This window comes from Microbacterium sp. AZCO (genome assembly GCF_039614715.1).
GTDB lineage: Bacteria > Actinomycetota > Actinomycetes > Actinomycetales > Microbacteriaceae > Microbacterium.
The window spans coordinates 1-25530 of the sequence record NZ_CP154857.1; the positions used below are offsets into that span (position 1 = coordinate 1).

The window sequence follows — 25530 nt, forward strand, 5'->3', positions numbered from 1 at the left end:
GCCCCTTCGCCGTGTCGCGGCATCCATCCCCTGAGAAGGAGCCGTGCATACCGGAACGCGACACGCCCGGGTTTGCGACACGCCCGGGCGACCCGTAGACTAGTCAGGTTCAACATTCCGGTGCCCCTTTTGGCGCGCGCCGGATCACTGCCAGGGCAGTGCATAGGCAGCGCGGATTCGTGCAGACCTAGGCCGCGGGCAGCAGAACCTCACATCCGAACTCACACGCTCCAGGCGCTTGCGTCTTCGCGTGCGTGTGAGGAGGAGCCGGATGCCTCGGCATCAGGTTTGACAGCAGAACAGCGGTGCAGCATCCCTCGACAAGCTCGAGGAAGAAGTGCCCAGGCGCGTCGCGATCGCGATGCGCCACGTGCGTCCGATGCCCCAGAGGTAAGACGCGGAAAGAGAGTGAGCAGACAATGGCGGGACAGAAGATCCGCATTCGCCTGAAGTCGTACGACCACGCCGGCCTCGACAGCTCGGCGCGCAAGATCGTCGACACCGTGACCCGTGCGGGCGCGACCGTCGTGGGCCCCGTGCCCCTTCCGACCGAGAAGAACGTCGTGTGCGTCATCCGGTCGCCCCACAAGTACAAGGACAGCCGCGAGCACTTCGAGATGCGCACCCACAAGCGTCTGATCGACATCATCGACCCGACGCCCAAGGCCGTCGACTCGCTGATGCGTCTCGACCTTCCGGCCGACGTCAACATCGAGATCAAGCTCTGAGGTTCGACGTGGCTGACATCAACAACAAGATTTCCAAGGGCCTGCTCGGCACGAAGCTCGGCATGACCCAGGTCTGGAACGAGAACGGCAAGCTCGTTCCCGTCACCGTCATCGAGATCGCGCCGAACGTGGTCACCCAGGTTCGCACGCCCGAGAAGGACGGCTACAACGCCGTGCAGATCGGCGCCGGCCAGATCGACCCCCGCAAGGTGAACAAGCCCCTCACGGCCCACTTCGAGGCCGCGGGCGTCACGCCTCGCCGGCACCTCACCGAGATCCGCACGGCGGACGCTGCTGACTACTCACTCGGTCAGGAGCTCACGGTGGACGGCGTGTTCGAGGCCGGCCAGCTCGTCGACGTCGTCGGCACCAGCAAGGGCAAGGGCACCGCGGGTGTCATGAAGCGCCACAACTTCAAGGGCGTCTCCGCTTCGCACGGTGCGCACCGCAACCACCGCAAGCCCGGTTCGATCGGCGCATCGTCGACCCCGAGCCGCGTCTTCAAGGGCATGCGCATGGCCGGCCGTATGGGTGGCGAGCGCGTGACCGTCCTCAACCTCACGGTGCACGCCGTCGACGCCGAGAAGGGTCTGCTGCTCGTCAAGGGCGCCGTCCCCGGCGCGCGCGGTCGCATCGTCTACGTCCGCAACGCAGTGAAGGGTGCCTGAACTCATGGCTGACTCGACTCTCGCGCTCGACGTCCTGAAGGCCGACGGCAAGAAGGCCGGCTCTGTCGAGCTGCCCGCCGCGCTCTTCGACGTCAAGACGAACATCCCGCTCATCCACCAGGTCGTCGTCGCGCAGCGCGCGGCGGCTCGCCAGGGCACCCACTCGACCAAGCGTCGCGGTGAGGTCTCGGGCGCCGGCCGCAAGCCCTTCAAGCAGAAGGGCACGGGTAACGCCCGCCAGGGCTCGATCCGCGCGCCGCACATGACCGGCGGTGGAATCGTCCACGGCCCGAAGCCGCGCGACTACTCGCAGCGCACGCCCAAGAAGATGATCGCGGCCGCCCTCCTGGGTGCGCTCAGCGACCGTGCTCGCGGCGACCGTCTGCACATCGTCGACTCGTTCGGCATCGAGGGCTCGCCTTCGACCAAGGCTGCTGCCGCGGTCCTCTCGGGCTTCGGCGCCGTCAAGAACGTCCTGGTCGTCATCGACCGCGACGACGAGCTCAGCATCCTGAGCGTGCGCAACCTCGCGTACGTTCACGTGCTGTCGTTCGACCAGCTGAACGCCTACGACGTGCTCGTCTCCGACGACATCGTCTTCACCAAGGCCGCCTACGACGCGTTCGTCGCGTCCAAGACCGCTGCCACCGAGGAGGTCTCGGCATGAGCACCATCGCCGTCAACAAGGACCCGCGCGACATCATCCTGAAGCCGGTCGTCTCCGAGAAGAGCTACGGGCTCATCGACGAGGGCAAGTACACGTTCCTCGTGGACCCCCGCGCCTCGAAGTCCGAGATCAAGCTCGCCATCGAGAAGATCTTCGGCGTCAAGGTCGCAGCGGTCAACACGCTCAACCGCGTCGGCAAGGCCCGTCGCACCCGCTTCGGCACGGGCAAGCGCAAGGACACCAAGCGCGCCATCGTGACGCTGAAGTCGGGCACCATCGACATCTTCACGGCAGTCGGCTGACGGTCGGGACAGAGGACTAGAGAACAATGGCAATTCGCAAGTACAAGCCCACGACCCCCGGTCGCCGCGGCTCGTCGGTGGCCGACTTCGCCGAGATCACCCGATCGACGCCCGAGAAGTCGCTCCTCCGCCCGCTCGCCAAGACCGGTGGCCGCAACAACCAGGGCCGCATCACCACGCGTCACATCGGTGGTGGCCACAAGCGTCAGTACCGCGTCATCGACTTCCGTCGCAATGACAAGGACGGCATCGACGCCAAGGTCGCGCACATCGAGTACGACCCCAACCGCACGGCGCGCATCGCGCTCCTGCACTACTTCGACGGCGAGAAGCGCTACATCCTCGCGCCGAACAAGCTGCAGCAGGGCGACGTCGTGGAGTCGGGTGCCGGCGCCGACATCAAGCCCGGCAACAACCTGCCCCTCCGCAACATCCCCACGGGTACGGTCATCCACGCGATCGAGCTCCGTCCCGGCGGGGGCGCCAAGCTCGCCCGCTCCGCGGGCACCTCGGTGCGTCTCGTGGCGAAGGACGGCCCCTACGCCCAGCTGCGTCTCCCCTCGGGCGAGATCCGCAACGTCGACGCGCGCTGCCGCGCGACGATCGGCGAGGTCGGCAACGCCGAGCAGTCGAACATCAACTGGGGCAAGGCCGGCCGCAACCGCTGGAAGGGCATCCGCCCGACCGTCCGCGGTGTCGCCATGAACCCGGTCGACCACCCGCACGGTGGTGGTGAGGGCAAGACCTCCGGTGGACGTCACCCCGTCTCTCCTTGGGGCCAGGCCGAGGGTCGCACCCGGCACGCCAACAAGGAAAGCGACAAGTACATCGTCCGTCGTCGCAACGCCGGCAAGAAGCGCAAGTAGGAGTAGAGGAAGATGCCTCGTAGCCTTAAGAAGGGCCCCTTCGTCGATGAGCACCTGCTTCGCAAGGTCGTCGTCCAGAACGAAGCCGGCACCAAGAACGTCATCAAGACCTGGTCGCGTCGCTCGATGATCATCCCCGCGATGCTCGGGCACACGATCGCCGTCCACGACGGTCGCAAGCACATCCCCGTGTTCGTGACCGAGACCATGGTCGGCCACAAGCTGGGCGAGTTCGCGCCCACCCGCACCTTCCGCGGCCACGTGAAGGACGACAAGAAGGGCCGTCGCCGCTAAGGCGACCAGGAGGAGAGAGAAATGGTGGAGTCCATCGCACGCGTGCGACACATCCGCGTGACCCCTCAGAAGGCTCGTCGTGTCGTTGCGCTCATCAAGGGCAAGCAGGCCCAGGAGGCGCTGGCGATCCTGAAGTTCGCGCCGCAGAGCGCGAGCGAGCCGATCTACAAGCTCGTCGCCTCGGCCATCGCGAACGCTCGCGTCAAGGCCGACCAGGTGAACGAGTACCTGGACGAGCAGGACCTGTACGTGGCCAACGCGTACGTCGACGAGGGCACGACGCTCAAGCGTTTCCAGCCCCGCGCACAGGGTCGCGCTTTCCAGATCAAGAAGCGCACGAGCCACATCACGGTCGTGCTCTCGACGCCCGAGTCCGCTGACGCGGCTCCCGCGGGCAAGACCAGCAAGAAGGCGAGCAAGTAATGGGACAGAAGGTAAACCCGTACGGCTTCCGCCTCGGCATCACCACGGACCACGTGTCGCGGTGGTTCTCGGACTCGACGAAGCCGGGCCAGCGCTACGCCGACTACGTCGCCGAGGACATCAAGATCCGCAAGCTCCTGCAGACGCAGCTCGACCGCGCCGGCGTGAGCAACATCGAGATCGAGCGCACGCGTGACCGCGTCCGCGTCGACATCCACACCGCCCGCCCGGGCATCGTGATCGGTCGCCGCGGCGCCGAGGCCGAGCGCATCCGCGCCGACCTCGAGAAGCTCACCGGCAAGCAGATCCAGCTCAACATCCTCGAGGTCAAGAACCCCGAGGCCGACGCCCAGCTCGTCGCGCAGGGCATCGCCGAGCAGCTCTCGGCTCGTGTGGCGTTCCGCCGCGCGATGCGCAAGGGTCTGCAGGGCGCGCAGCGCGCCGGCGCCAAGGGTGTCCGCATCCAGGTCTCCGGCCGCCTCGGCGGCGCCGAGATGAGCCGCTCGGAGTTCTACCGCGAGGGTCGTGTGCCGCTGCACACGCTGCGCGCGAACATCGACTACGGCTTCTACGAGGCGAAGACCACCTTCGGCCGCATCGGCGTGAAGGTCTGGATCTACAAGGGCGACCTCACCAACAAGGAACTGGCCCGCGAGCAGGCGAACGCGCCGAAGTCGGACCGTCGTCGTGACGACCGTCCGCGTCGTGGCCCCCGCAACGAGGCCCCCGTGGCAGAAGGAGCGTCGGCGTAATGCTCATCCCTCGTAAGGTCAAGCACCGCAAGCAGCACCACCCCGGCCGTTCCGGTCAGGCGACCGGCGGCACGAAGGTCAGCTTCGGCGAGTTCGGCATCCAGGCCCTCACGCCCGCGTACGTGACGAACCGTCAGATCGAGTCCGCTCGTATCGCGATGACCCGTCACATCAAGCGTGGCGGCAAGGTGTGGATCAACATCTACCCCGACCGTCCGCTCACGAAGAAGCCCGCCGAAACCCGCATGGGTTCGGGCAAGGGCTCGCCCGAGTGGTGGGTCGCAAACGTCAAGCCGGGTCGCGTCCTCTTCGAGGTCGCCGGCGTCAACGAGCAGCTCGCTCGCGAGGCCCTGACCCGTGCCATCCACAAGCTGCCCCTGAAGGCACGCATCATCAAGCGCGAGGAGGGCGACGCGTAATGGCGATCGGCACCAAGCAGCTCGCCCCGAGCGAGCTCGACACGTTCGAAGACCAGCGCCTCGTCGAGGAGCTGCGCAAGGCCAAGGAAGAGCTGTTCAACCTGCGCTTCCAGTCGGCCACCGGCCAGCTCGAGAGCCACGGCCGCATCCGTGCGGTCAAGCGCGACATCGCGCGGCTCTACACAGTGATCCGTGAGCGCGAGCTCGGCATCCGTGCCACTCCCGCGCCGCTCGAGGTCGCGACGAAGGCGAAGAAGAGCAAGGCCAAGAAGGCGGATGCCGCTGACGAGGCCGTGAAGGAAGAGGCCGAGTGATGGCTGAGAAGAAGGCACCGGCCGAGGTCGTCGAGACCGCGGCTGCCGAGCGGGTCGAGGGACACGAGAGCGCCGCGCACGACGTGCGTGACGCCGACGCCCGTGGCTACCGCAAGTCCCGCCGCGGCTACGTCGTGAGCGACAAGATGGACAAGACGATCGTCGTCGAGGTCGAGGACCGCGTGAAGCACCCCCTCTACGGCAAGGTCATCCGTCGCACGTCGAAGGTCAAGGCGCACGACGAGGGCAACACGGCCGGCATCGGCGACCTCGTCCTCATCAACGAGACCCGCCCGCTGAGCGCCACCAAGCGCTGGCGCCTGGTCGAGATCCTCGAGAAGGCCAAGTAAGGCCTCGGCCTTCTTGGAACCCAAGGAGTAAGAAGTGATTCAGACCGAATCCCGCCTCAAGGTCGCCGACAACACCGGCGCCAAGGAGCTGCTCACCATTCGTGTGCTCGGCGGCTCCAACCGGCGCTACGCAGGCCTGGGCGACGTCATCGTCGCCACGGTCAAGGACGCGATCCCGGGCGGCAACGTCAAGAAGGGCGACGTGGTCAAGGCCGTCGTCGTCCGCACCGTCAAGCAGACGCGCCGTGCAGACGGCTCGTACATCAAGTTCGACGAGAACGCCGCCGTCATCCTGAAGAACGACGGGGAGCCCCGCGGCACCCGCATCTTCGGACCGGTCGGTCGTGAGCTTCGCGACAAGAAGTTCATGAAGATCGTCTCGCTCGCCCCGGAGGTCATCTGATCATGGCGAAGATCAAGAAGGGCGACCTGGTTCAGGTCATCTCGGGCCCCAAGCCCGAGCGCGGCGGCGACCGCGGCAAGCAGGGCAAGGTCCTCGAGGTCCTTACCGAGCAGAACCGCGTCATCGTCGAGGGCGTGAACTACGTCACGAAGCACAACCGCGTGGGCCAGACCCAGCGCGGCACCAAGACCGGCGGCATCGAGACGTTCGAGGCCCCGATCCACATCTCCAACGTCGCGCTCGTCGACCCCTCGACCAAGAAGCCGACGCGTGTCGGCCACCGCGTCGAGGAGAAGACCAAGGACGGCGTCAAGCGCACCGTCCGCGTGCGCTACGCGAAGAAGTCAGGCAAGGACCTCTGAATATGAGCACCGCCACTGCCGTGGAGGCTGGCAAGATCCAGCCCCGCCTCAAGCAGAAGTACAACAGCGAGATCAAGAAGGCGCTGCAGGAAGAGTTCGGCTACGCGAACGTCATGCAGATCCCCGGTCTCGTCAAGGTCGTCGTCAACACGGGCGTCGGCGAGGCTGCTCGTGACAGCAAGGTGATCGATGGTGCGGTCGACGACCTCACCAAGATCACGGGCCAGAAGCCCGTCGTCACGAAGGCCCGCAAGTCCATCGCGCAGTTCAAGCTGCGCGAGGGCCAGCCCATCGGCGCGCACGTCACCCTCCGCGGCGACCGCGCGTGGGAGTTCATCGACCGCCTGGTCAACCTCGCCCTGCCCCGCATCCGCGACTTCCGCGGCCTCTCGGGCAAGCAGTTCGACGGCCACGGCAACTACACCTTCGGTCTCCAGGAGCAGTCCGTGTTCCACGAGATCAACCAGGACAAGATCGACCGCGTGCGCGGCTTCGACATCACGATCGTCACCACGGCGACGACGGATGCCGAGGGCCGGGCGCTGCTGCGTCACCTGGGCTTCCCCTTCCGGGGCGAGGACCAGCAGGCCTGAAACCGGATGCCCCGGCCCCGGGCCGGGGCATCCGCTCAACAACTGAACATCGCATCTCATAGAAGGTCGACTGTCGTGTAACGGCAGCCGAAACCTCATGAACGAAGGAATCCAGAAATGACAATGACAGACCCGGTCGCAGACATGCTGACCCGTCTGCGCAACGCGAACTCGGCGCACCACGACTCCGTGTCGCTGCCGAGCTCCAAGCTCAAGACCCACATCGCCGAGATCCTCAAGCAGGAGGGCTACATCTCCGCGTGGGATGTCGCCGACGCCCGTGTCGGCCAGACGCTGACGCTGACGCTCAAGTACGGCCCGAACCGCGAGCGGTCGATCGCCGGCATCAAGCGCGTCTCGAAGCCCGGCCTCCGCGTGTACGCGAAGTCGACCGAGATCCCCAAGGTCCTCGGTGGCCTCGGCGTCGCCATCCTGTCCACCTCCTCCGGTCTTCTCACCGACCGCCAGGCCGAGTCGAAGGGCGTGGGTGGGGAAGTCCTCGCCTACGTGTGGTGATCTGACATGTCGCGAATCGGACGTCTCCCGATCGACATCCCCGCCGGCGTGACCATCTCGGTCGACGGCCAGGACGTCGCGGTCAAGGGCCCCAAGGGCGAGCTCTCGCTCACCGTGGCGCGCCCCATCGAAGTCAAGGTCGAGGAGGGCCAGGTGCTCGTCACCCGCCCCGACGACGAGCGCGAGTCGCGTTCGCTCCACGGCCTGACCCGCACGCTCATCAACAACAACATCATCGGTGTCACCCAGGGCTACACCAAGGGTCTCGAGGTCGTCGGCACGGGTTACCGCGTCGCGCAGAAGGGCACGGCGGTCGAGTTCGCGCTCGGCTTCTCGCACCCCGTCCTCATCGAGGCGCCGGCCGGCATCACCCTGACCGTCGAGGGCAACAACAAGCTCACGGTCTCGGGCATCGACAAGCAGGCCGTCGGCGAGGCCGCGGCCAACATTCGCAAGATCCGCAAGCCCGAGCCGTACAAGGGCAAGGGCGTGCGCTACGCCGGCGAGGTCGTTCGGCGCAAGGCCGGAAAGGCTGGTAAGTAAGCATGGCTGTGAAGACGAAGTCCGACGCCCGCGCGCGTCGTCACGCCCGCCTTCGCAAGAAGGTCGTCGGCACCCCCGAGCGTCCCCGCCTCGTCGTGACGCGCTCGTCGCGCCACGTGTTCGTGCAGCTGGTCGACGACAGCCAGGGCCACACCGTGGCCTCGGCCTCGACGCTCGAGACCGACCTCCGCGCGTCCGGCGACGACAAGACGGCCAAGGCCCGCAAGGTCGGCGAGCTGCTCGCCGAGCGCGCGAAGGCTGCCGGCGTCTCCGACGCGGTCTTCGACCGCGGTGGCAACCGCTACGCGGGCCGTGTCGCGGCGATCGCCGACGGCGCCCGCGAGGGAGGCCTGAACCTGTGAGTGAGATCAAGGAGAACAACGTGACCGAGCAGGCTGCTGCCACCGAGGCGCCGGCCGAGGCGGCTGCTGCGACCACCGAGCGTGAGCGCGAGCCCCGCCGCGGCGGTCGCGAGCGCAACCCGAACCGCGACCGCGGCGGTCGTGACCGCAGCGAGAGCCAGTTCCTGGAGCGCGTCGTCACGATCAACCGCGTGTCGAAGGTCGTCAAGGGCGGTCGTCGCTTCAGCTTCACGGCGCTCGTCGTCGTGGGCGATGGCAACGGCGTCGTCGGCGTCGGCTACGGCAAGGCCCGCGAGGTGCCCCTGGCGATCTCGAAGGGTGTCGAAGAGGCCAAGCGCAACTTCTTCCGCGTTCCCCGCGCGGGCGTCACGATCCCCCACCCCGTCCAGGGTGAGGCCGCTGCGGGCGTCGTCCTGCTGCGTCCCGCCGCTGCCGGTACGGGTGTCATCGCGGGCGGTCCCGTGCGTGCGGTGCTCGAGTGCGCCGGCATCCACGACGTCCTGTCGAAGTCGCTCGGCTCGTCCAACACGATCAACATCGTGCACGCGACGGTCGACGCCCTGAAGCAGCTCGAGGAGCCCCGCGCCGTCGCCGCACGTCGTGGCCTCGAGTTCGACCAGGTCGCTCCCGCCCGTCTCGTCCGCGCCGAGGCCGAGGCGGCCGAGGCCGCCCGTGCCGCGAAGGTAGGTGCCTGATGGCTGCCCGTCTGAAGGTGACCCAGATCAAGTCCAAGGTGAGCGAGAAGCAGAACCAGCGTGACACGCTGCGTTCGCTCGGTCTGAAGCGGATCGGCGACTCGGTCGTCCGTCCCGACGACGCGCAGACGCGCGGCTACGTCAAGACCGTCGCGCACCTCGTGAAGGTTGAGGAGATCGACTGATGGCTGACAAGGCCGAGAAGAAGGACGAGACGACCGAGGTCGTCGAGCCCAAGAAGGCTGCCGCCAAGAAGCCGGCCGCCGCGAAGGCCGCCAAGGCCGACAGCAAGGCCGCGCCGAAGAAGGACGCCGTGAAGAAGGATGCTCCGGCATCCCGCCCCGGCGTGCTCAAGGTGCACCACCTCCGTCCCGTCCCGGGTGCCAACACCGCCAAGACCCGCGTGGGTCGCGGTGAGGGCTCGAAGGGCAAGACGGCCGGCCGTGGCACCAAGGGCACGAAGGCCCGCTACCAGGTCCGCCAGGGCTTCGAGGGTGGCCAGATGCCGCTGCACATGCGTACTCCGAAGCTGCGCGGGTTCAAGAACCCGTTCCGCGTCGAGTACCAGGTGGTCAACCTCGAGAAGCTCGCCGAGCTCTACCCCGCCGGTGGCGACGTGACGGTCGAAGGCCTCGTCGCCAAGGGCGCCGTTCGCAAGAACGAGAAGGTCAAGGTGCTCGGCACCGGAGACATCGCGGTCAAGCTCAACGTGTCGGTCGACAAGGTCTCGGGTTCTGCCGAGCAGAAGATCGTCGCGGCGGGCGGTTCCGTCAAGTAGTACCCAGCGGGGGTCGGAGCACCACTCCGGCCCCCGCTGTCGTCCCCAGGCGCAAGCCCTCGCAACGTCGACGGTGACACGCTGGGTTACTCTGGTTGACGGTGCGCCCTGTCGCGTCCCGGCATCCCTTCTGGAGGCATCCTCTTGTTCAGCGCAATCGCGCGGGTCTTCCGCACTCCCGACCTGCGGCGGAAGATCGCATTCACTCTGGCGATCATCGCCATCTACCGACTCGGCGCGCACGTCCCCGCCCCGTTCGTGGACTTCCCGAACGTCCAGGAGTGCCTGCGCCAGCAGAGCGCGGGCACCGAGGGCCTGCTCTCGCTCGTCAACCTCTTCTCCGGCGGTGCACTGCTGCAGCTGTCGATCTTCGCCCTCGGCGTCATGCCGTACATCACGGCGACGATCATCGTGCAGCTCCTGCGCGTCGTCATCCCGCACTTCGAGACCCTCTACAAGGAGGGCCAGGCGGGCCAGGCCAGGCTCACGCAGTACACCCGTTACCTGACGATCGCGCTCGCGCTGCTGCAGTCGACGACGCTCGTGACGGTGGCCCGCAGCGGCCAGCTGTTCGGCACGACCGGCATCCCCGCCTGCGACCAGCTCCTCACCAACGACGTGTGGTGGGCGCAGCTGCTCATGATCATCACGATGACCGCCGGCACCGGCCTCATCATGTGGTTCGCCGAGCTCGTCACTGAGCGCGGCATCGGCAACGGCATGTCGATCCTCATCTTCACTTCGATCGCGGCCTCGTTCCCCGCGGCGATGTGGGCGATCTGGCAGTCGAAGGGCTTCGAGGTCTTCCTCCTCGTGCTCGCCGTCGGCGTCGTCGTGGTCGGGCTCGTGGTGTTCGTCGAGCAGTCGCAGCGCCGCATCCCGGTGCAGTACGCCAAGCGCATGGTGGGCCGTCGCACGTACGGCGGAACCAACACGTACATCCCGATCAAGGTCAACATGGCCGGCGTCGTGCCCGTCATCTTCGCCTCGTCGCTGCTGTACATCCCCGCGCTCATCGCACAGTTCAACCAGCCCAAGGCCGGCGAGCAGGTGCCGCCGTGGGTCGCGTGGATCCAGCTCTACCTCGTGCGCGGCGACCACCCGCTGTACATGATCCTGTACTTCCTCCTCATCGTCGGCTTCACGTACTTCTACGTCGCGATCACGTTCAACCCCGTCGAGGTCGCCGACAACATGAAGAAGTACGGCGGGTTCATCCCCGGCATCCGTGCGGGCCGTCCGACGGCGGAGTACCTCGACTACGTGCTCACGCGCATCACGCTGCCGGGTTCGATCTACCTCGGACTCATCGCGCTCCTGCCGCTCGTCGCCCTCGCGACGGTCGGCGCCAGCCAGAACTTCCCGTTCGGCGGCACGTCGATCCTCATCATGGTCGGCGTCGGACTCGAGACCGTGAAGCAGATCGACGCACAGCTTCAGCAGCGACACTACGAAGGGCTTCTGCGATGACCGTACGTCCCGTCCGCCTCCTGATCGTCGGTCCCCAGGGTTCCGGAAAGGGCACCCAGGGAGTCCGCATCGCGGAGACGTTCGGCATCCCGGTCGTCTCGACCGGTGACGTGTTCCGGGCCAACGTGGCCGAGGGCACCGAGCTCGGTGTCCAGGTCAAGAGCATCATCGACGCGGGTCAGCTCGTCCCCGACGAGCTGACCAGTGCGGTCGTCCGCGACCGGCTGTCGCAGCCCGACGCGGAGGACGGCTTCCTCCTCGACGGCTACCCTCGCAACCTCGCCCAGGTCATGCACCTCGACGAGTTCCTCGAGGGTCGCGACGAGGCGCTCGACGCCGTCATCGTGCTGTCGGTGCCGCGCGAGGAGAGCATCGCCCGCATCGCGAAGCGCGCCCACGAGCAGGGCCGGTCGGACGACACCGACGAGGTGATCGCGGCTCGGCTGTCGATCTACGAGACCGAGACGGCGCCGATCCTCGGCGTCTACGGCACGCGCGGCATCGTCGACGAGGTCGACGGCGTCGGCTCGCTGGACGAGATCACGGCGCGCATCATCGCCGCTCTCGAGGCGCGCGGACTCGCCCGTCCGGCCGCCGCCTGACGTGGTCGCACTGCGCCGCTCGATCTACAAGTCGCCCGCCCAGCTGCGGTCGATGGTCGAACCGGGACTCATCACGGCAGCGGCCCTCGACGCCGTCCGGGCGCTGATCGCCCCCGGCGTGACGACGGAGGAACTGGATGCCGCGGCATCCCGTGTCATCACCGGCCGGGGCGCGCGCTCGAACTTCCAGCTCGTCCGCGGCTACCGCCACACCATCTGCGCCTCGGTCAACGAGCAGGTCGTGCACGGCATCCCGTCCGCCCGCGCCCTCGAGCCGGGCGACATCGTCTCGATCGACGCGGGTGCGGAGTACAAGGGCTGGAACGGGGACTCGGCCTTCACGGTCGTCGTCCCCGACCCGTCGCGTCCTGACCTCGTCGCCGAGCGCGAAGAGCTCTCGCGCGTGACCGAGGGCTCGCTCTGGGCCGGCATCGCCGCGCTCGCGTCGGCACGCCACCTCGCCGAGATCGGGGCGGCGATCCAGGCGCACATCGACGCGTCCGGGCACGGGTACGGCATCCTGCGCGACTACGTCGGGCACGGCATCGGCCGCAAGATGCACGAGTCGCCGTCCGTCTTCAACTACCGCGTGTCCGACCCGGGTCCCGAGATCCGGCCGGGCCTCGCCGTGGCCATCGAGCCCATGGTCGTCATCGGCGACCAGGCGACGACGGTCGAGGAGGACGGCTGGACCGTCTCCACCGTCGACGGAACGGCCGGCTCACACTGGGAACATAGCGTCGCCGTGCACGATGGCGGTATCTGGGTGCTCACCGCGCCCGACGGCGGGAAGGCGGGTCTCGCGTCATTCGGCGTGACGCCCGTGCCCGTGGCATAAGAGGGGAAGCATGGCTCAGCAGCAGCGCAAGGTCAACTGGTTCGCGATCTGGATCAGTGTCGGCGTCGTCGTCGCGCTCGTCGTCGTCGCGGGACTAGTGATCTGGATGAACCAGTCCGCGACCGCGCCGGGCGAGCCGCCCAAGGCGTCGAACATCAACTCCGAGACCGGCGCGATCATCGTCGGCGACGGGTCGAACACCCTCGACACCTACATCGACTTCATGTGCCCGATCTGCAACCAGTTCGAGCAGGCGTACGGCGAGACGATCGACGGCCTCGTGACCGACGGCTCGATCACGCTCAACATCCACCCGATCTCGATCCTCGACCGGTCGTCGCAGGGCACGCAGTACTCGACACGCGCCGCCAACGCCGCGTACTGCGTCGCCGTCTCGGATGAGAAGGCCGTGCAGCCGTTCGTCAAGGCGATGTACGCGAATCAGCCCGAGGAGGGCTCGACGGGTCTCACGGATCAGCAGATCCTCGACATCGCGAAGGGCGTCGGCGTCACCGACATCGACTCCTGCGTGACGGGTCAGACCTACTCGAAGTACGTCACCGCCATGACCGAGAAGACCCCCGTGAAGCCGGGCGCCTCCGGCATCGGCACGCCGACGGTGCTCCTGAACGGCGAGTTCGTGACCCTCTCGGGCGACCCGCAGGCCGACATCGTCGACAATCTGCAGTAGCCGCTTTCTCGCGAACCCACACTCCGCTCTCGAGCCCACACGCCGCGTCCGCACGCGGAGTGTGGGCTCGGCGAGCGAGTGTGGGTTCGCGCTTTGCTCGGTGGGTGCGACCTCTCCTGCACAGGAGGGGCAGCGGCTCGGCGATTGCACCACCATGCGCTGAGCGCGGCAGACAGAGGCGAGGCGCGGCCAGCATCGGGGGATGAAGGTAGGAGAGGTGAGGACGCAGCTGCGGCCGCGCGCCGAGCTCGTCCGCGACGGGCTCACCAGTCGTCAGATCACGCGCGCGATCTCGTCGGGCAGACTGCGCCGCGTCGATCACGGCTGGTACGTCGAGCAGAGGGAATGGGATGCCGCATTCTCGGAGGGGCGTCATCTCTTTCGAGTCGTCGCGGCGCACGAACGGCAACGCGATACGGATGCCGTCTTCATACTCGTCTCAGCGGCCGTGATGCACGAGCTGCCGCTGTATCTCCTCGAGCCACGGCGCGTGCACATCGGTGGCTCGCATACGAACGGGCGCGTGCAGAAGAACGCCCCGACGCTCGCACGTCACGAAGTGGCCGTGCACGAAGACGACGTGGTGGTGATCGATGGCATCCGCTGCACGGGTCTGGCCCGGACGGTCGCCGATCTCATCCGCAGCGCCTCCATCGAGGCAGGCCTCGCGGCGATGGATGCTGCGCTCCGGCGGATCGCGTGGAACGAGAATCGGCACTCCTACGACATCGACGCTGCTGAGGCCTTCCGCTCCGACGTTGCGGCGCGGCTTCCTCGGGGCGGACGCGGCGTGCGCCTCGCACGTCGAGTCTGTGAACTGGGTGACGGGCGAGCCCAGCTTCCCGGCGAGAGCGTCAGCCGCCTGCGCCTGCTCGCGATCGGCTTCGCCTCGCCGCAGCTGCAGGTCCCCGTGCCGGCGCCTCACGGAGGCGACTACTACGTGGACTTCGGCTTGGACGATGCGAACGCGTGGGGAGAGTTCGATGGCGCGGGCAAGTACGTCGATCCCGAGCTTCGCGGAGCGGGCGTCGACATCGAGGACACCGTCCTCGCCGAGAAGATGCGGGAGGACTGGATACGGGGCACGACCCAGCGCCCGGTCGTGCGCTGGGGGAGTGCGCACATTCGCACGGCCGGCGCCCTCGCCGAGCGCCTCGCGAGCTTTCACGTCTTCCCCGGGCCGCGCGGTCTGGCCGTTGGCTTCTCGAACCCACACTCCAGTCCCGAGCCCACATCAAGCGTGCGTCCGTAGGCTGTGGGATCGACCAGCGAGTGTGGGTTCGGGCGCAGGTGACGCGGTGGGCGCGGCGGCGCCAGGTTGCCGAGGCATCCAATATCACGTATGCTTGATCTTTGGTGCGTTGCGCCCTTGTTGGCGTGTCTCGGCACCGAAACCCCATCCACCGCAGATCGATCGGTCTGCAATACAGCGATAGCGAGCGTATGGCGAAGAAAGACGGCGTCATCGAGATCGAAGGCGTGATCACCGAGGCGCTGCCCAATGCGATGTTCCGCGTGGAACTGAGCAACGGGCACAAGGTCCTCGCCACGATCTCAGGCAAGATGCGGCAGAACTACATCCGCATCATCCCGGAAGACCGCGTGGTCGTGGAGCTCAGCCCCTACGACCTCACCCGCGGGCGCATCGTCTACCGCTACCGCTAGACCGGTCGAGAAGTAACACCCCGCACGGGTCCGGAAGGACGCGTGCGCCCGGTGAAGACAGCGAAACAGGAAATCATGAAGGTCAACCCCTCCGTCAAGCCCATCTGCGACCACTGCAAGGTCATCCGCCGCCACGGCCGCGTCATGGTGATCTGCAAGAGCAACCCGCGTCACAAGCAGCGCCAGGGCTGAGCTCGCCGAAGCCTGACATCGACGGGATGCCGCGGCATCCCGTCGCCTCAGAACTCACAACTCAATACGAATAGGCAGGATCAGATCCTCGCCTTCGACCCCTCGACAAGCTCGGGGACCGAAGGCGAGGGGACACCTCGGGGCGGAGGCCCGGGCACCGATCCTGCTCCACACCTCCACCTACTCCCAGGAGAACCGCATGGCACGTCTTGCCGGCGTTGACATCCCGCGCGACAAGCGCGTGGTGATCGCCCTCACGTACATCTACGGCGTGGGCCGTACCCGCTCGAACGAGATCCTCAAGGCGACGGAGATCGACGAGAACATCCGCGTCAAGGACCTCAGCGACGACCAGCTCGTCGCGCTCCGCGACTACATCGAAGGCAACTACAAGGTCGAGGGTGATCTCCGCCGCGAGGTCGCCGCCGACATCCGCCGCAAGGTCGAGATCGGCTCCTACGAGGGCCTGCGTCACCGCCGCGGCCTCCCGGTGCGCGGTCAGCGCACGAAGACGAACGCGCGTACCCGCAAGGGCCCGAAGCGCACCGTCGCCGGCAAGAAGAAGGCGCGCTAAGGCGCGGCCCCCAGGGTTTAGGAGAGCAAAGCAATGGCACAGGCCAAGACCGCTGCGCGCAAGCCGCGCCGCAAGGAGAAGAAGAACATCGCGCTGGGCCAGGCCCACATCAAGTCGACGTTCAACAACACGATCGTCTCGATCACCGACCCCTCGGGCGCTGTCATCAGCTGGGCCTCGTCGGGTGGCGTGGGCTTCAAGGGCTCGCGCAAGTCGACGCCGTACGCGGCCGGCATGGCCGCGGAGTCCGCTGCCCGCCAGGCGCAGGAGCACGGCGTCAAGAAGGTCGACGTCTTCGTGAAGGGCCCGGGCTCGGGTCGCGAGACCGCGATCCGCTCGCTGCAGGCCGCCGGCCTCGAGGTCGGCTCGATCCAGGACGTGACGCCGCAGGCCCACAACGGCTGCCGTCCGCCGAAGCGCCGCCGCGTCTGACATCTCCGGCCCTTCGACAGGCTCAGGGACCGCTTCCCGAGCCTGTCGAAGGGCTAGCGCACGTTTCCGGATGCCTGATCGCCGAGCTTGTCGAAGCGCGAGGCATCCCCTGACAAAAACTCAACACTCCACTCACCGCACGTGTCATATAGCGGGCACGTGATCGAAAGGAACACATAGTGCTCATCGCACAGCGTCCCACCCTGACCGAGGAGAAGATCGGGGAGTTCCGCAGCCGTTTCGTCATCGAGCCGCTGGAGCCCGGCTTCGGCTACACGATCGGCAACGCGCTGCGTCGCAGCCTCCTCTCGTCGATCCCCGGTGCGGCCGTCACGTCGATCCGCATCGACGGCGTCCTCCACGAGTTCAGCACCATTCCCGGTGTCAAGGAGGATGTCACCGAGATCATCCTCAACATCAAGCAGCTCGTCGTCTCGTCGGAGCGTGACGAGCCCATCACGGCCTACCTTCGCAAGACGGGTGCCGGCGAGGTCACGGCGGCCGACATCTCCGCCCCCGCGGGCGTCGAGGTGCACAACCCCGACCTCGTCATCGCGACGCTGAACGACACCGCCAAGTTCGAGCTCGAGCTCACCATCGAGCGCGGCCGCGGCTACGTCTCGGCGACGCAGAACCGCAACGAGTACGCCGAGGCCGGGCAGATCCCGGTCGACTCGATCTACTCGCCCGTGCTGAAGGTCTCGTACCGCGTCGACGCGACGCGTGCCGGCGAGCGCACCGACTTCGACAAGCTCGTCCTGGACGTCGAGTCGAAGCCCTCGATCGCCCCCCGCGACGCCGTCGCCTCGGCCGGTCGCACCCTCACGGAGCTCTTCGGCCTCGCCCGCGAGCTCAACGTCGAGGCCGAGGGCATCGAGATCGGCCCCGCGCCGGTCGAGACTGTCCTGTCGAACGAGCTCTCGATGCCCATCGAGGACCTCGACCTGTCGGTCCGCTCGTACAACTGCCTCAAGCGCGAGGGCATCAACACGGTGTCCGAGCTCGTCGCCCTCTCGGAGACGCAGCTCATGAACATCCGCAACTTCGGTCAGAAGTCGGTCGACGAGGTCCGCGACAAGCTCGTCTCGCTCGGCCTGTCGCTCAAGGACTCGGTTCCCGGGTTCGACGGCGCGCACTTCTACGGCGGCTACGACGACGAGACCATCTGATCGGATGCCGATGACCCGGCGGTGACGCCGGGTCGACGCATCCACCAGACCGACTTTTCACACTGGAGTAACTGATATGCCCAAGCCCACGAAGGGTCCCCGCCTCGGAGGCGGCCCCGCCCACGAGCGCCTGCTGCTTGCGAACCTCGCCGCGGCCCTCTTCACGCACAAGTCGATCCAGACGACCGAGACCAAGGCCAAGCGCCTGCGTCCGCTCGCCGAGCGCCTCATCACGTTCGCGAAGCGCGGCGACCTGCACGCGCGCCGTCGTGTGCTGTCGGTCATCGGTGACAAGGAAGTCGTGCACGTCCTCTTCACCGAGATCGCGCCGCTCGTCGCCGACCGTGAGGGCGGCTACACGCGCATCACCAAGATCGGCAACCGCAAGGGCGACAACGCCCCCATGGCCGTCATCGAGCTCGTCCTCGAGCCCGTGACGCCGAAGGCGAAGTCGGCCAAGAAGTCGGCTCCGGCCGTCGTTCCGGCCGCCGCTGCTGCCGACGAGGCCGCTGAGGACGAGGCCACCGAGGCCGTCGCCGAGAACGACGAGTCGGCGGACGCCGCCGACGAGGTCGCCTCCGACAACGACGCCGCCGAGGGTGGCGCGGAGTCGCAGGAGGAGGGCGCTGCCGCTGAGGCCGCCGCCGAGGACGCCGTCGTCGAGGACGACAAGAAGTCCGAGTAACCCGAACACTCGGATCGCCGGGCCTTGCCCGGCACCCTTGCACCGCGAGACCCGCGGGCCCGTCTGGGCCCGCGGGTCTCGCTTCGTTTCCGGTGGTCCGGTCCGTCCCGACGTGTCCATAGCCCGTGCTCTCGCCGAGCGCCCCCGATGTGCACAGGTCATGACGGGGGCTTTCGGCGACAGCACGGGCTCTGGATTCCTCGCATGACCGATCCCGCGCCGCCACGTCTGAGGTCGTCGGCGCGCACGACACCCTAGGGTCTCGCCGGGGCCATAGGTTTCACGCGCGAACGTCGTGTGGTTTCGGCGACACCATAGGGTCTCGTCGAGGGGCTGCGGCGCAGAGAGCGCGGGCCGGGGAAGCCGCGGACCGGGATGCAGGGGCCGGATGCCGCGGGCCGGGGATGCCGCGGGCCGGATGCCGCGGGCCGGATGTCGCGCCGGGATGCCGCGGGGCGGATGCCGCGGGGTCAGCGCGGGGCGGGGAGGCTCAGGCGCAGCAGCACCTGAGCCCAGCGGTCGGCGCGGTAGGCGCGCATCGCGCGGTCGGCCTCGGCCTGCGCGACCGCCTCGGCGACGGCGTCGGCGTAGATGCGGCCTCCCGCATCGCCGGGGTGGATGCGGTCGCCGGCGAGGAGATCCTCGTGCCCCGCGATCGCCGACGACCAGTCCGCCAGTGCCGAGCCGGGATGCGCGGCGGCGAAGGCGGCGAGGTCGGCGTTCACGCCGGGGATCCAGTCGCGCGGCGCGAACGCGTTGACGAGCACGAGGTGCCGGTCGGGTCCCGCGATCTCGGCCATGCGGTCGAGCGACCCCCCGTCGACGGGACCGTTGGTGCCCAAGCCGATCAGGATGTACGGGCGGAGCTGCCCCGCGTCGGCGAGCGCCTGGAGGATGCCGGGTCCCGCCCACGTCGAGCGCGAGACGGCGGCGTCGATCTGGATGCCGGGGAACCGTTCGAGCAGGGCGGGAGCCGACGCGAGCATGACCGAGTCGCCGATCGCGGTGATCTCGTTGCCGGTCACGGGCGTGGGAGAGGGGACGGGGGATGCCTCACCCAGCGCCGGCCCGGCGGTCGAGGCATCCCGAGCGTCCTTCTTCGCACGGTGCAGGGCGTCGATGCCGGCCTGCACGGCCGTCTCGCCCGACGTCGTGTCGGGGGCTGCGGCGATCGCCGCCGACGTTCCGCCGAGCATCGCGGCCGCGACGAGCACGACGACGATCGCGCGGAAGCGCGCGACGGGGGTGCCGGTGAGGCGACGGCCGAGCCCCCGCAGGGGAGCGCGGAAGCCGCGGCGTCGGATCGGCGTTTCGAGGAATCGGTACGACAGCTCGGCGACCGCGAGCGTGAGGACGAGCGCCGCGACGCCGACGGAGACCGGCGCGTCCGCGATCGTGCCCCTCGTCGCCGCGACGATCAGCACGAGCAGCGGCCAGTGCCACAGGTAGATGCCGTACGAGCGGGCGCCGATCCACGTGAGCGGCTGCCGGTCGAGCGCGGGGCCGAGCGCGGACCGCGGCCACACCGAGCCGACGATCGCGACGGCGGAGAGCACGCTCGCCAGAAGGAGCGCGCCGGGGAACGTCGCCACCGTTGCGCCGGACGGCACGAGCGCGAGCGCGACGAGCCCCGCGACGGCGGCGGCGCCGGCGAGGCCGGTCGCGGTGCGCAGGCGGGGGCGCAGCATCCACTCGGGCGGATTCTCGAGGGGGCGCTGCAGCAGGAACGCGAGGGAGACGCCGAGCAGGATGCCGAAGGCGTGCGTGTCGGTGCCGAAGTAGGTGCGCGTGACATCCGTGCCGGTCGCGACGAGCAGCGCCATCCAGCCCGCCGAGAGGGCGCCGAGCCCGAGTGCGGCGGACGCGCGCCAGCGGCTCCGCGGCAGGAGCAGGAAGAGCGGGAAGACGAGGGGCCACAGGACGTAGAACTGCTCCTCGACCGCGAGGGACCACACATTGCGGAACAGCTCTGGTGCCGCATCCGCGAAGTAGCCGGTGCCGCCCGCGATCGAGACCCAGTTGAACGAGAAGGTCGCGGCTCCGAGCACCTGCTCGCCGAGGCGCACGAGGAGGTCGCCGCCGACGATCCACGCCGTCGTCGCGCACACCGTCACGACGAGGGCGAGAGCCGGCAGGAGCCGTCGCGCGCGTCGGCGCCAGAAAGCGGCGAGGTCGATGCGTCCCGAGGCATCCTGCTCCCGCAGCAGCAGGGCCGTGATGAGGAAGCCGCTGATGACGAAGAAGACGTCGACGCCGATGAACCCGCCGCGCAGCGCGGAGCCGGGGAACAGGTGGTAGACCACGACGAGGGCCACCGCGATCGCCCGGAGCCCGTCGAGTCCCGCGAAGCGGGAAGTCACACGGGCAGCGATCATGTTCACGAGGGTGTCGGCGAAGGAAGCGAGCGGAGCCACCAGTCTAAACGACCGCCGCTTCCCGCCCCTCCGCCGACATCACATCTGCACCACGAGTCACTCTCACCGCTATGCCCGGGCGACGTCGACCGCTATCCTGAGCGCACGTCCTCGGGGGAACGAGGACGATGGGGTTTTCAGGGTCTGCGATCACGCGTTCCCGGCGGGAGGACTGTGGAGTCCGACGACGTCACGCCGGCCGCGGTGTCTTCCGAGTGGGTCGGCGCACCGGGGCCTCGTCGGCGTGCCGGCCTGTCGATCTACTCGATTCTGCTCATCATGCTGCTGTCGGTCAGCGTGCTGTCGAGCATCGTCGTGGGCGTCATCGGCTACGTCAACGGCACGCAGGCGCTGCGCGGCATCGCGACCGAGAAGCTCGTCGAGATCCGCGAGAACCGCGCCCGCGAGGTGCGGCAGCTCTTCGACACGATCGAGAACGCGGTCGCGCTCTCGGCGCAGAACGACACGAGCAAGCAGGCCATCGTGGCCTTCACGGACGGCTTCCGCGCGCTGCAGACGGCCCAGCTGCCCGCCGATGCGACGCAGGCGGTCGACTCGTACTACGACGACAGGTTCGCACCCGTGCTGTCCGACGCGACCGGCGTCGCGGTGGACGGGGGTGCGTTCGTGCCGAAGGATCCCGCCGCCGAGTACCTGCAGTATCACTACGTCATTCCGCACGGCTCGTGGGAGGACGCCATCACGGTCGACGACGCGGGCGACGGAAGCGCATGGTCGGCAGCCCACGCCAAGTACCACGCCTACTACCGCGCGATGACCGAGCTGCAGAAGTTCGAAGACGTCCTGATGATCGACACGCAGGGCGATGTCGTGTACACGGCCTTCAAGGGCGTCGACCTCGGCACCAATCTGGTGACCGGTCCCTATCGGCTCTCGAATCTCGCCGACGCCTACCGCGAGGCGATGGCCCGCAACATCGTCGGCGACGTCGTGCTGTCCGATTTCGCCACCTACAGTCCCAGTGTCGGCGTGCCCGCCGGCTGGGCGGTGACTCCCATCGCGGTCGGCGACGAGGTAGTCGGCGCGCTGGCGATCGAGCTGCCCATCGACCGCATCAACGACGTCATGACGGTCGGCGGCGGATGGACCGACAACGGGCTCGGCGCGACGGGGGAGACGTACCTCGTCGGCCGCGACGGGCTCATGCGCTCGGTCTCGCGCGAGCTGGAATCCGCCCCCGAGAAGTATCAGGCGGCCGCGGTGGCGGCGGGGCTCTCGCCCGCCGCGGCGGCGCTGAGCGTGCGCAACGGCGACACCCTCCTGCAGCAGGAGATCGTCGGCGAGGCGATCTCGCGAGCGCAGTCGGGACAGAGCGGATCGATCGTCGAGCGCGACTACCTGGGGCGCGACAGCATCACCGCCTATGGTCCCGCCGACGTCGGGACGCTCGGCTGGACCGTCATCGCGCAGGAGACCGTGGCGGAGGCGATGGCGCCGGTCGAGGACTTCACCCGCAACCTGCTCCTCTCGACGGCGGGCATGATCATCTTCGTCTGCCTGCTCTCCCTCGTGCTCGCCCAGATCTTCGTGCGCCCGCTGCGCCGGCTCAAGCTCGCCGCGCAGCGCATCGCGGCCGGTGAGGAAGGCGTGCAGGTCGACGCCGGATCGAGCGACGAGCTCGCCGATGTGGCCACGGCGTTCAACGACATGAGCCGCAGCCTGCAGATCAAGTCCAACCTCATCGAGGAGCAGGAGAAGGCCAACGAGGCGCTCATCCTCTCGTTCATGCCCGAGGGCATCGCCGACCGCTACCGCCACGGCGACGAGGCCATCACGCAGGACAACGACGACGTCACGGTGATCTTCGCCGACATCGTCGGGTTCGAGGAGTTCGCGCTGAGCCTCTCGTCGGAGGAGGCGGTCACGCGGCTCAACGACCTCATCCGCGTGTTCGACGAGGCCGCCGAGCGATTCGGCGTCGAGCGGGTGCGCACGACGCGGCAGTCGTACGTCGCGAGCGTCGGACTCGGCACCCCCCGGGTCGACAACGCCCGCCGGGCCGTCGACTTCGCGATCGAGCTCAACACCATTCTCGAGCGCTACTCGGCGCAGCAGGGCGTCGAGCTGGGCCTGCGGGCGGGCCTCGACTCCGGTCAGGTCACGAGCGGGCTCATCGGCCGCGCGCGCATCGTCTACGACATGTGGGGGGATGCCGTGAACCTCGCGTACCGCGTGCAGGGCGACTACGACGAGCCCGGCATCTACATCACGCAGCGCGTCGCGGACCGCATCCCCGACACCGTCACGGTGCAGCCGGCGGGCGAGGTGACGACGAAGTCGGGGTCGCAGCGGGTGTGGCGCGTCGAGACGGGCGTGCCCGCGACGGAGGCGTGACCCGTGACCGACATCACCTCGCAGCCGTGGTTCTGGCCGGCCGTCATCGTCTCGATCGGCCTGCCGCTCGTTCTCATCGGCCTGACCGAGCTCGCCAACTCGCTCACCCGGCGGGGGAGCCGCGCGGCGCCGATCGTCGTGATGGTGCGCAACTACCTCGTGCCCGTCGCCGGGGTGCTCGTGCTGATCAGCCAGCCGGGGGCGTGGGAGGGCTCGGGCACGTGGCCGCGGGTCATCTGGACGATCTTCGGCCTGCTCGTGATCGTCGTGACGATCAACGCGATCAACCACCTCGTGTTCCACCGGGCCGAGAAGGGCTCGTGGCGCGACCGGTTCCCGACGATCTTCAGCGACCTCATCCGCTTCGTGCTGATCATCGTCGGCATCGCCCTGGTCTTCTACTGGGTCTGGGACGCCGACGTCGCCGGTGTCTTCGCCGCCCTCGGCATCACGTCGATCGTCGTCGGTCTCGCTCTGCAGAACGCGGTCGGGTCGATCGTGTCGGGCCTGTTCCTCATCTTCGAGGCGCCGTTCCAGATCGGCGACTGGATCCAGATGGGGAGCACGCGCGGGCAGATCATCGAGGTCAACTGGCGCGCCGTCCACCTCGACACGGGCAACGGCATCGTCGTCATGCCGACATCGGAGCTCGCCGAGGGATCGTTCGTCAACCTCACGCGCGCGGCCGATCCGTATGCGGCGCAGCACGAGGTGTCGTTCTCGACAGACGACCCGCCGCTGCGGGTGCGCGCGATGCTCATCGAGGTGGCGCGGGACATACCGCTCACCTCGCCCGACCGGGAACCCGCGGTGTCGACGATCGGCGGCGCGACGTACCGGGTGTCGATTCCGCTGCAGTCGCCCGGCGATGAGGGCGCGGTGCTCGACGCGTTCACGACCCGCCTCTGGTACGCGGCCCGCCGGGCCGACCTGCATCTCGACGGCGACATGACCGACGACTGGAACTCTCCCGAGCGGCTGCTGGGCGCCCTGCGGCAGATCGCGCCGGCGCTGAGTCTGCGGCCCGGCGATGCCGAGACGCTCGCGGTCTCGGCGCGGCTCGAGCGCTTCGCCGCCGGCGAGGTGCTGCTGCGTCCCGGTGCCGTTCCGACATCGACCCGCTTCATCCTCTCGGGCCGGGTCATGCTCGGCGTGCCGACCGACGTCGGCTTCGTGCAGATCACCGAGCTGAGCCGCGACGACGCCGTCGGGCTCACGGCGCTCACCCGTACGCGGACGATCTCGCGCGCGACGGCGCTCACCGAGGTGGAGGTCGTCAGCATCCCGGTCGACGTGCTCGACGACATCGTGCGGACGCATCCCTCCCTCGCCCGTGAGGTCGTGCGCGAGAACGAGAACCGCACGCGCCTCGCGCGGTCGGCGCTCGCCGCGGTCGGCGAGACGCTCGACCCGACGCGACGCGCGATGGGCTGAGCCCGACGCGACGCGCGATGGGCTGAGCCCGGCGGGACGAGCGATGGGCTGAGCCCGGCGCGAAGCCGGGGCCAACCGACCACCGGACGCCGGAACGAAGCGCAATAGGCTGAATCGGTGCGCATCCGGCTCGACATCGCCTACGACGGCACGAACTTCCGCGGGTGGGCGCTACAGCCCGGCCTCCGGTCCGTGCAGGGCACCCTCGAGGACGCCCTCGCCCGCGTGCTCGCCGGCGCGCCGCGTCTCGTGGTCGCCGGCCGCACCGACGCCGGAGTGCACGCGACGGGACAGGTGGCGCATCTCGATCTCGACGACGCGCAGGTGGACCGCCTCACGGCGCGGCCCACGCGCGGGGACGCGCAGGCGGATCCCGCCGATCGTCTCGCGCCCCGGCTCCGCGGGGTGCTGGGCGGCTACTCCGACGTGACCGTGCACCGCACCGCGCTCGCGCCCGACGGATTCGACGCGCGCTTCTCGGCCGTGTGGCGCCGATACGAGTACCGCATCGCCGACCGTGTCGCCGGCTACGACCCGATGGAGCGGCATCGCACGACGGCCGTTCGCGCGGACCTCGATGTCGAGGCGATGGATGCCGCGGCCCGGAGCCTCATCGGGCTCCATGACTTCGCCGCCTACTGCAAGCCGCGCGAGGAGGCCACGACGATCCGGACGCTCCTGGAATTCGACTGGCATCGGGCGGGCGACGGCGTGCTCGTCGCGAACGTCCGGGCCGACGCGTTCTGCCACTCGATGGTGCGCGCACTCGTCGGGGCATGCGTCGCCGTGGGGGAGGGTCGTCTCGACGTCGACGACGTCGCGGCCATCCGGGACGCCGGCGACCGCGTGCCCGAGGTGAAGGTGCTCGCGGCGCGGGGACTGACCCTGACAGCGGTGGGCTATCCCGACGACGAGCTGCTCGCCGCGCGGGCCGAGCAGACGAGGGCTCGACGAGACCGGGAGTGAGGGTGCCG

General features: G+C 68.5%; 35 protein-coding genes. 34 read left to right on the top strand and 1 reads right to left on the bottom strand.

Translation table 11 applies throughout. The annotated features are described in order from the left end of the window. Positions 1-419: 419 nt before the first annotated feature. From rpsJ to rplQ, 31 genes are all read left to right on the top strand, one after another. Positions 420-728 carry a 30S ribosomal protein S10 gene (gene rpsJ / locus AAIB33_RS00005; RefSeq protein WP_013584016.1) on the top strand — a complete coding sequence of 103 codons (309 nt, stop codon included), beginning with the start codon at positions 420-422 and terminating at the stop codon, positions 726-728. An 8-nt stretch (positions 729-736) separates the two neighbouring features. After that, positions 737-1396: a 50S ribosomal protein L3 gene (gene rplC / locus AAIB33_RS00010; protein ID WP_345801526.1), complete on the top strand. Its 660-nt coding sequence runs from the start codon at positions 737-739 to the stop codon at positions 1394-1396. A gap of 4 nt (positions 1397-1400) precedes the next feature. Continuing rightward, on the top strand, positions 1401-2063 hold the full coding sequence (rplD, locus tag AAIB33_RS00015) for a 50S ribosomal protein L4 (RefSeq protein ID WP_345801527.1): 663 nt from the start codon (positions 1401-1403) through the stop codon (positions 2061-2063). Next, on the top strand, positions 2060-2365 hold the full coding sequence (gene rplW / locus AAIB33_RS00020) for a 50S ribosomal protein L23 (RefSeq protein ID WP_345801528.1): 306 nt from the start codon (positions 2060-2062) through the stop codon (positions 2363-2365). The genes rplD and rplW overlap by 4 nt, the downstream gene beginning before the upstream one ends. Before the next feature lie 26 nt (positions 2366-2391). Further along, the gene (gene rplB, locus AAIB33_RS00025) at positions 2392-3231 is read left to right on the top strand and encodes a 50S ribosomal protein L2 (RefSeq protein ID WP_345801529.1); all 840 of its coding nucleotides are present in this window, start codon (positions 2392-2394) and stop codon (positions 3229-3231) included. Positions 3232-3243: 12 nt separating this feature from the next. Beyond that, positions 3244-3525, top strand: a complete 282-nt coding sequence (rpsS, locus tag AAIB33_RS00030; RefSeq protein WP_018171448.1) for a 30S ribosomal protein S19 — start codon at positions 3244-3246, stop codon at positions 3523-3525. A 21-nt stretch (positions 3526-3546) separates the two neighbouring features. Then, positions 3547-3948 carry a 50S ribosomal protein L22 gene (gene rplV / locus AAIB33_RS00035; protein ID WP_345801530.1) on the top strand — a complete coding sequence of 134 codons (402 nt, stop codon included), beginning with the start codon at positions 3547-3549 and terminating at the stop codon, positions 3946-3948. Then, a complete protein-coding gene (gene rpsC, locus AAIB33_RS00040) occupies positions 3948-4700 on the top strand; it encodes a 30S ribosomal protein S3 (protein WP_345801531.1) in 753 nt (250 codons plus the stop codon). The genes rplV and rpsC overlap by 1 nt, the downstream gene beginning before the upstream one ends. Further along, positions 4700-5119, top strand: a complete 420-nt coding sequence (rplP, locus tag AAIB33_RS00045; protein ID WP_133540925.1) for a 50S ribosomal protein L16 — start codon at positions 4700-4702, stop codon at positions 5117-5119. Before rpsC ends, rplP begins: the two co-directional genes overlap by 1 nt. Continuing rightward, positions 5119-5433: a 50S ribosomal protein L29 gene (rpmC, locus tag AAIB33_RS00050; RefSeq protein ID WP_345801532.1), complete on the top strand. Its 315-nt coding sequence runs from the start codon at positions 5119-5121 to the stop codon at positions 5431-5433. Before rplP ends, rpmC begins: the two co-directional genes overlap by 1 nt. Next, a complete protein-coding gene (gene rpsQ, locus AAIB33_RS00055; protein WP_345801533.1) occupies positions 5433-5783 on the top strand; it encodes a 30S ribosomal protein S17 in 351 nt (116 codons plus the stop codon). The genes rpmC and rpsQ overlap by 1 nt, the downstream gene beginning before the upstream one ends. A 34-nt stretch (positions 5784-5817) precedes the next feature. Further along, complete coding sequence (rplN, locus tag AAIB33_RS00060; protein WP_345801534.1) at positions 5818-6186, top strand: 50S ribosomal protein L14; 369 nt, start codon at positions 5818-5820, stop codon at positions 6184-6186. A gap of 2 nt (positions 6187-6188) precedes the next feature. After that, positions 6189-6548, top strand: coding sequence for a 50S ribosomal protein L24 (gene rplX, locus AAIB33_RS00065; protein WP_345801535.1), 360 nt, complete (start codon positions 6189-6191; stop codon positions 6546-6548). 2 nt (positions 6549-6550) lie between these two features. Continuing rightward, positions 6551-7141 (top strand): 50S ribosomal protein L5, encoded by a 591-nt coding sequence (rplE, locus tag AAIB33_RS00070; protein ID WP_345801536.1) that lies wholly within the window; start codon positions 6551-6553, stop codon positions 7139-7141. 117 nt (positions 7142-7258) lie between these two features. Next, on the top strand, positions 7259-7657 hold the full coding sequence (gene rpsH, locus AAIB33_RS00075; RefSeq protein WP_345801537.1) for a 30S ribosomal protein S8: 399 nt from the start codon (positions 7259-7261) through the stop codon (positions 7655-7657). A gap of 6 nt (positions 7658-7663) precedes the next feature. After that, positions 7664-8200 (top strand): 50S ribosomal protein L6, encoded by a 537-nt coding sequence (gene rplF, locus AAIB33_RS00080; protein ID WP_345801538.1) that lies wholly within the window; start codon positions 7664-7666, stop codon positions 8198-8200. A 2-nt stretch (positions 8201-8202) separates the two neighbouring features. Beyond that, positions 8203-8562, top strand: a complete 360-nt coding sequence (gene rplR / locus AAIB33_RS00085; RefSeq protein WP_345801539.1) for a 50S ribosomal protein L18 — start codon at positions 8203-8205, stop codon at positions 8560-8562. Then, positions 8559-9257: a 30S ribosomal protein S5 gene (rpsE, locus tag AAIB33_RS00090; RefSeq protein WP_345801540.1), complete on the top strand. Its 699-nt coding sequence runs from the start codon at positions 8559-8561 to the stop codon at positions 9255-9257. The genes rplR and rpsE overlap by 4 nt, the downstream gene beginning before the upstream one ends. Continuing rightward, positions 9257-9442: a 50S ribosomal protein L30 gene (gene rpmD / locus AAIB33_RS00095; protein WP_060960260.1), complete on the top strand. Its 186-nt coding sequence runs from the start codon at positions 9257-9259 to the stop codon at positions 9440-9442. Before rpsE ends, rpmD begins: the two co-directional genes overlap by 1 nt. Then, a complete protein-coding gene (gene rplO, locus AAIB33_RS00100; RefSeq protein WP_345801541.1) occupies positions 9442-10035 on the top strand; it encodes a 50S ribosomal protein L15 in 594 nt (197 codons plus the stop codon). The genes rpmD and rplO overlap by 1 nt, the downstream gene beginning before the upstream one ends. Before the next feature lie 144 nt (positions 10036-10179). Next, complete coding sequence (gene secY, locus AAIB33_RS00105; RefSeq protein WP_345801542.1) at positions 10180-11505, top strand: preprotein translocase subunit SecY; 1326 nt, start codon at positions 10180-10182, stop codon at positions 11503-11505. Then, on the top strand, positions 11502-12107 hold the full coding sequence (locus tag AAIB33_RS00110; RefSeq protein ID WP_345801543.1) for an adenylate kinase: 606 nt from the start codon (positions 11502-11504) through the stop codon (positions 12105-12107). The genes secY and AAIB33_RS00110 overlap by 4 nt, the downstream gene beginning before the upstream one ends. Position 12108: 1 nt before the next feature. Then, positions 12109-12945, top strand: coding sequence for a type I methionyl aminopeptidase (map, locus tag AAIB33_RS00115; RefSeq protein ID WP_345801544.1), 837 nt, complete (start codon positions 12109-12111; stop codon positions 12943-12945). A 10-nt stretch (positions 12946-12955) separates the two neighbouring features. Beyond that, positions 12956-13636 (top strand): thioredoxin domain-containing protein, encoded by a 681-nt coding sequence (locus AAIB33_RS00120; protein WP_345801545.1) that lies wholly within the window; start codon positions 12956-12958, stop codon positions 13634-13636. Positions 13637-13838: 202 nt separating this feature from the next. Further along, positions 13839-14888, top strand: a complete 1050-nt coding sequence (locus tag AAIB33_RS00125; protein ID WP_345801546.1) for a hypothetical protein — start codon at positions 13839-13841, stop codon at positions 14886-14888. A 191-nt stretch (positions 14889-15079) separates the two neighbouring features. After that, positions 15080-15301, top strand: coding sequence for a translation initiation factor IF-1 (gene infA, locus AAIB33_RS00130; RefSeq protein WP_133540897.1), 222 nt, complete (start codon positions 15080-15082; stop codon positions 15299-15301). A 75-nt stretch (positions 15302-15376) separates the two neighbouring features. Further along, positions 15377-15493 carry a 50S ribosomal protein L36 gene (gene rpmJ / locus AAIB33_RS00135; protein WP_005050492.1) on the top strand — a complete coding sequence of 39 codons (117 nt, stop codon included), beginning with the start codon at positions 15377-15379 and terminating at the stop codon, positions 15491-15493. 199 nt (positions 15494-15692) lie between these two features. Continuing rightward, on the top strand, positions 15693-16067 hold the full coding sequence (rpsM, locus tag AAIB33_RS00140; RefSeq protein WP_141892573.1) for a 30S ribosomal protein S13: 375 nt from the start codon (positions 15693-15695) through the stop codon (positions 16065-16067). A 33-nt stretch (positions 16068-16100) separates the two neighbouring features. Continuing rightward, positions 16101-16499: a 30S ribosomal protein S11 gene (rpsK, locus tag AAIB33_RS00145; RefSeq protein WP_056117708.1), complete on the top strand. Its 399-nt coding sequence runs from the start codon at positions 16101-16103 to the stop codon at positions 16497-16499. A gap of 179 nt (positions 16500-16678) precedes the next feature. Continuing rightward, positions 16679-17668 carry a DNA-directed RNA polymerase subunit alpha gene (locus AAIB33_RS00150; protein WP_345801547.1) on the top strand — a complete coding sequence of 330 codons (990 nt, stop codon included), beginning with the start codon at positions 16679-16681 and terminating at the stop codon, positions 17666-17668. Positions 17669-17744: 76 nt separating this feature from the next. Further along, positions 17745-18353 (top strand): 50S ribosomal protein L17, encoded by a 609-nt coding sequence (rplQ, locus tag AAIB33_RS00155; protein ID WP_345801548.1) that lies wholly within the window; start codon positions 17745-17747, stop codon positions 18351-18353. Positions 18354-18823: 470 nt separating this feature from the next. On the opposite strand, the gene AAIB33_RS00160 is transcribed toward rplQ, so the two are convergent. Next, the gene (locus AAIB33_RS00160; protein ID WP_345801549.1) at positions 18824-20728 is read right to left on the bottom strand and encodes an acyltransferase family protein; all 1905 of its coding nucleotides are present in this window, start codon (positions 20726-20728) and stop codon (positions 18824-18826) included. Between the two features lie 213 nt (positions 20729-20941). Here AAIB33_RS00160 and AAIB33_RS00165 point away from each other — a divergent pair, with 213 nt between their 5' ends. The 3 genes from AAIB33_RS00165 to truA all read left to right on the top strand — a co-directional run bounded on the left by AAIB33_RS00165 (position 20942) and on the right by truA (position 25522). Then, complete coding sequence (locus AAIB33_RS00165; RefSeq protein WP_345801550.1) at positions 20942-23122, top strand: adenylate/guanylate cyclase domain-containing protein; 2181 nt, start codon at positions 20942-20944, stop codon at positions 23120-23122. A gap of 3 nt (positions 23123-23125) precedes the next feature. Then, positions 23126-24556, top strand: a complete 1431-nt coding sequence (locus AAIB33_RS00170; protein WP_345801551.1) for a mechanosensitive ion channel domain-containing protein — start codon at positions 23126-23128, stop codon at positions 24554-24556. A 117-nt stretch (positions 24557-24673) separates the two neighbouring features. Then, complete coding sequence (truA, locus tag AAIB33_RS00175; protein WP_345801552.1) at positions 24674-25522, top strand: tRNA pseudouridine(38-40) synthase TruA; 849 nt, start codon at positions 24674-24676, stop codon at positions 25520-25522. The last annotated feature ends 8 nt before the right edge of the window (positions 25523-25530 follow it).

What these genes read in the sequence shown, in the direction of transcription:
- rpsJ (WP_013584016.1), top strand. Translation starts at nt 420, where the DNA reads ATGGCGGGACAGAAGATCCGCATTCGCCTGAAGTCGTACGACCACGCC.
- rplD (WP_345801527.1), top strand. Translation starts at nt 1,401, where the DNA reads ATGGCTGACTCGACTCTCGCGCTCGACGTCCTGAAGGCCGACGGCAAG.
- rplW (WP_345801528.1), top strand. Translation starts at nt 2,060, where the DNA reads ATGAGCACCATCGCCGTCAACAAGGACCCGCGCGACATCATCCTGAAG.
- rplB (WP_345801529.1), top strand. Translation starts at nt 2,392, where the DNA reads ATGGCAATTCGCAAGTACAAGCCCACGACCCCCGGTCGCCGCGGCTCG.
- rpsS (WP_018171448.1), top strand. Translation starts at nt 3,244, where the DNA reads ATGCCTCGTAGCCTTAAGAAGGGCCCCTTCGTCGATGAGCACCTGCTT.
- rplV (WP_345801530.1), top strand. Translation starts at nt 3,547, where the DNA reads ATGGTGGAGTCCATCGCACGCGTGCGACACATCCGCGTGACCCCTCAG.
- rpsC (WP_345801531.1), top strand. Translation starts at nt 3,948, where the DNA reads ATGGGACAGAAGGTAAACCCGTACGGCTTCCGCCTCGGCATCACCACG.
- rplP (WP_133540925.1), top strand. Translation starts at nt 4,700, where the DNA reads ATGCTCATCCCTCGTAAGGTCAAGCACCGCAAGCAGCACCACCCCGGC.
- rpmC (WP_345801532.1), top strand. Translation starts at nt 5,119, where the DNA reads ATGGCGATCGGCACCAAGCAGCTCGCCCCGAGCGAGCTCGACACGTTC.
- rpsQ (WP_345801533.1), top strand. Translation starts at nt 5,433, where the DNA reads ATGGCTGAGAAGAAGGCACCGGCCGAGGTCGTCGAGACCGCGGCTGCC.
- rplX (WP_345801535.1), top strand. Translation starts at nt 6,189, where the DNA reads ATGGCGAAGATCAAGAAGGGCGACCTGGTTCAGGTCATCTCGGGCCCC.
- rplE (WP_345801536.1), top strand. Translation starts at nt 6,551, where the DNA reads ATGAGCACCGCCACTGCCGTGGAGGCTGGCAAGATCCAGCCCCGCCTC.
- rpsH (WP_345801537.1), top strand. Translation starts at nt 7,259, where the DNA reads ATGACAATGACAGACCCGGTCGCAGACATGCTGACCCGTCTGCGCAAC.
- rplF (WP_345801538.1), top strand. Translation starts at nt 7,664, where the DNA reads ATGTCGCGAATCGGACGTCTCCCGATCGACATCCCCGCCGGCGTGACC.
- rplR (WP_345801539.1), top strand. Translation starts at nt 8,203, where the DNA reads ATGGCTGTGAAGACGAAGTCCGACGCCCGCGCGCGTCGTCACGCCCGC.
- rpmD (WP_060960260.1), top strand. Translation starts at nt 9,257, where the DNA reads ATGGCTGCCCGTCTGAAGGTGACCCAGATCAAGTCCAAGGTGAGCGAG.
- rplO (WP_345801541.1), top strand. Translation starts at nt 9,442, where the DNA reads ATGGCTGACAAGGCCGAGAAGAAGGACGAGACGACCGAGGTCGTCGAG.
- AAIB33_RS00110 (WP_345801543.1), top strand. Translation starts at nt 11,502, where the DNA reads ATGACCGTACGTCCCGTCCGCCTCCTGATCGTCGGTCCCCAGGGTTCC.
- AAIB33_RS00120 (WP_345801545.1), top strand. Translation starts at nt 12,956, where the DNA reads ATGGCTCAGCAGCAGCGCAAGGTCAACTGGTTCGCGATCTGGATCAGT.
- AAIB33_RS00125 (WP_345801546.1), top strand. Translation starts at nt 13,839, where the DNA reads ATGAAGGTAGGAGAGGTGAGGACGCAGCTGCGGCCGCGCGCCGAGCTC.
- infA (WP_133540897.1), top strand. Translation starts at nt 15,080, where the DNA reads ATGGCGAAGAAAGACGGCGTCATCGAGATCGAAGGCGTGATCACCGAG.
- rpmJ (WP_005050492.1), top strand. Translation starts at nt 15,377, where the DNA reads ATGAAGGTCAACCCCTCCGTCAAGCCCATCTGCGACCACTGCAAGGTC.
- rpsM (WP_141892573.1), top strand. Translation starts at nt 15,693, where the DNA reads ATGGCACGTCTTGCCGGCGTTGACATCCCGCGCGACAAGCGCGTGGTG.
- rpsK (WP_056117708.1), top strand. Translation starts at nt 16,101, where the DNA reads ATGGCACAGGCCAAGACCGCTGCGCGCAAGCCGCGCCGCAAGGAGAAG.
- rplQ (WP_345801548.1), top strand. Translation starts at nt 17,745, where the DNA reads ATGCCCAAGCCCACGAAGGGTCCCCGCCTCGGAGGCGGCCCCGCCCAC.
- AAIB33_RS00160 (WP_345801549.1), bottom strand. Translation starts at nt 20,728, where the DNA reads ATGATCGCTGCCCGTGTGACTTCCCGCTTCGCGGGACTCGACGGGCTC.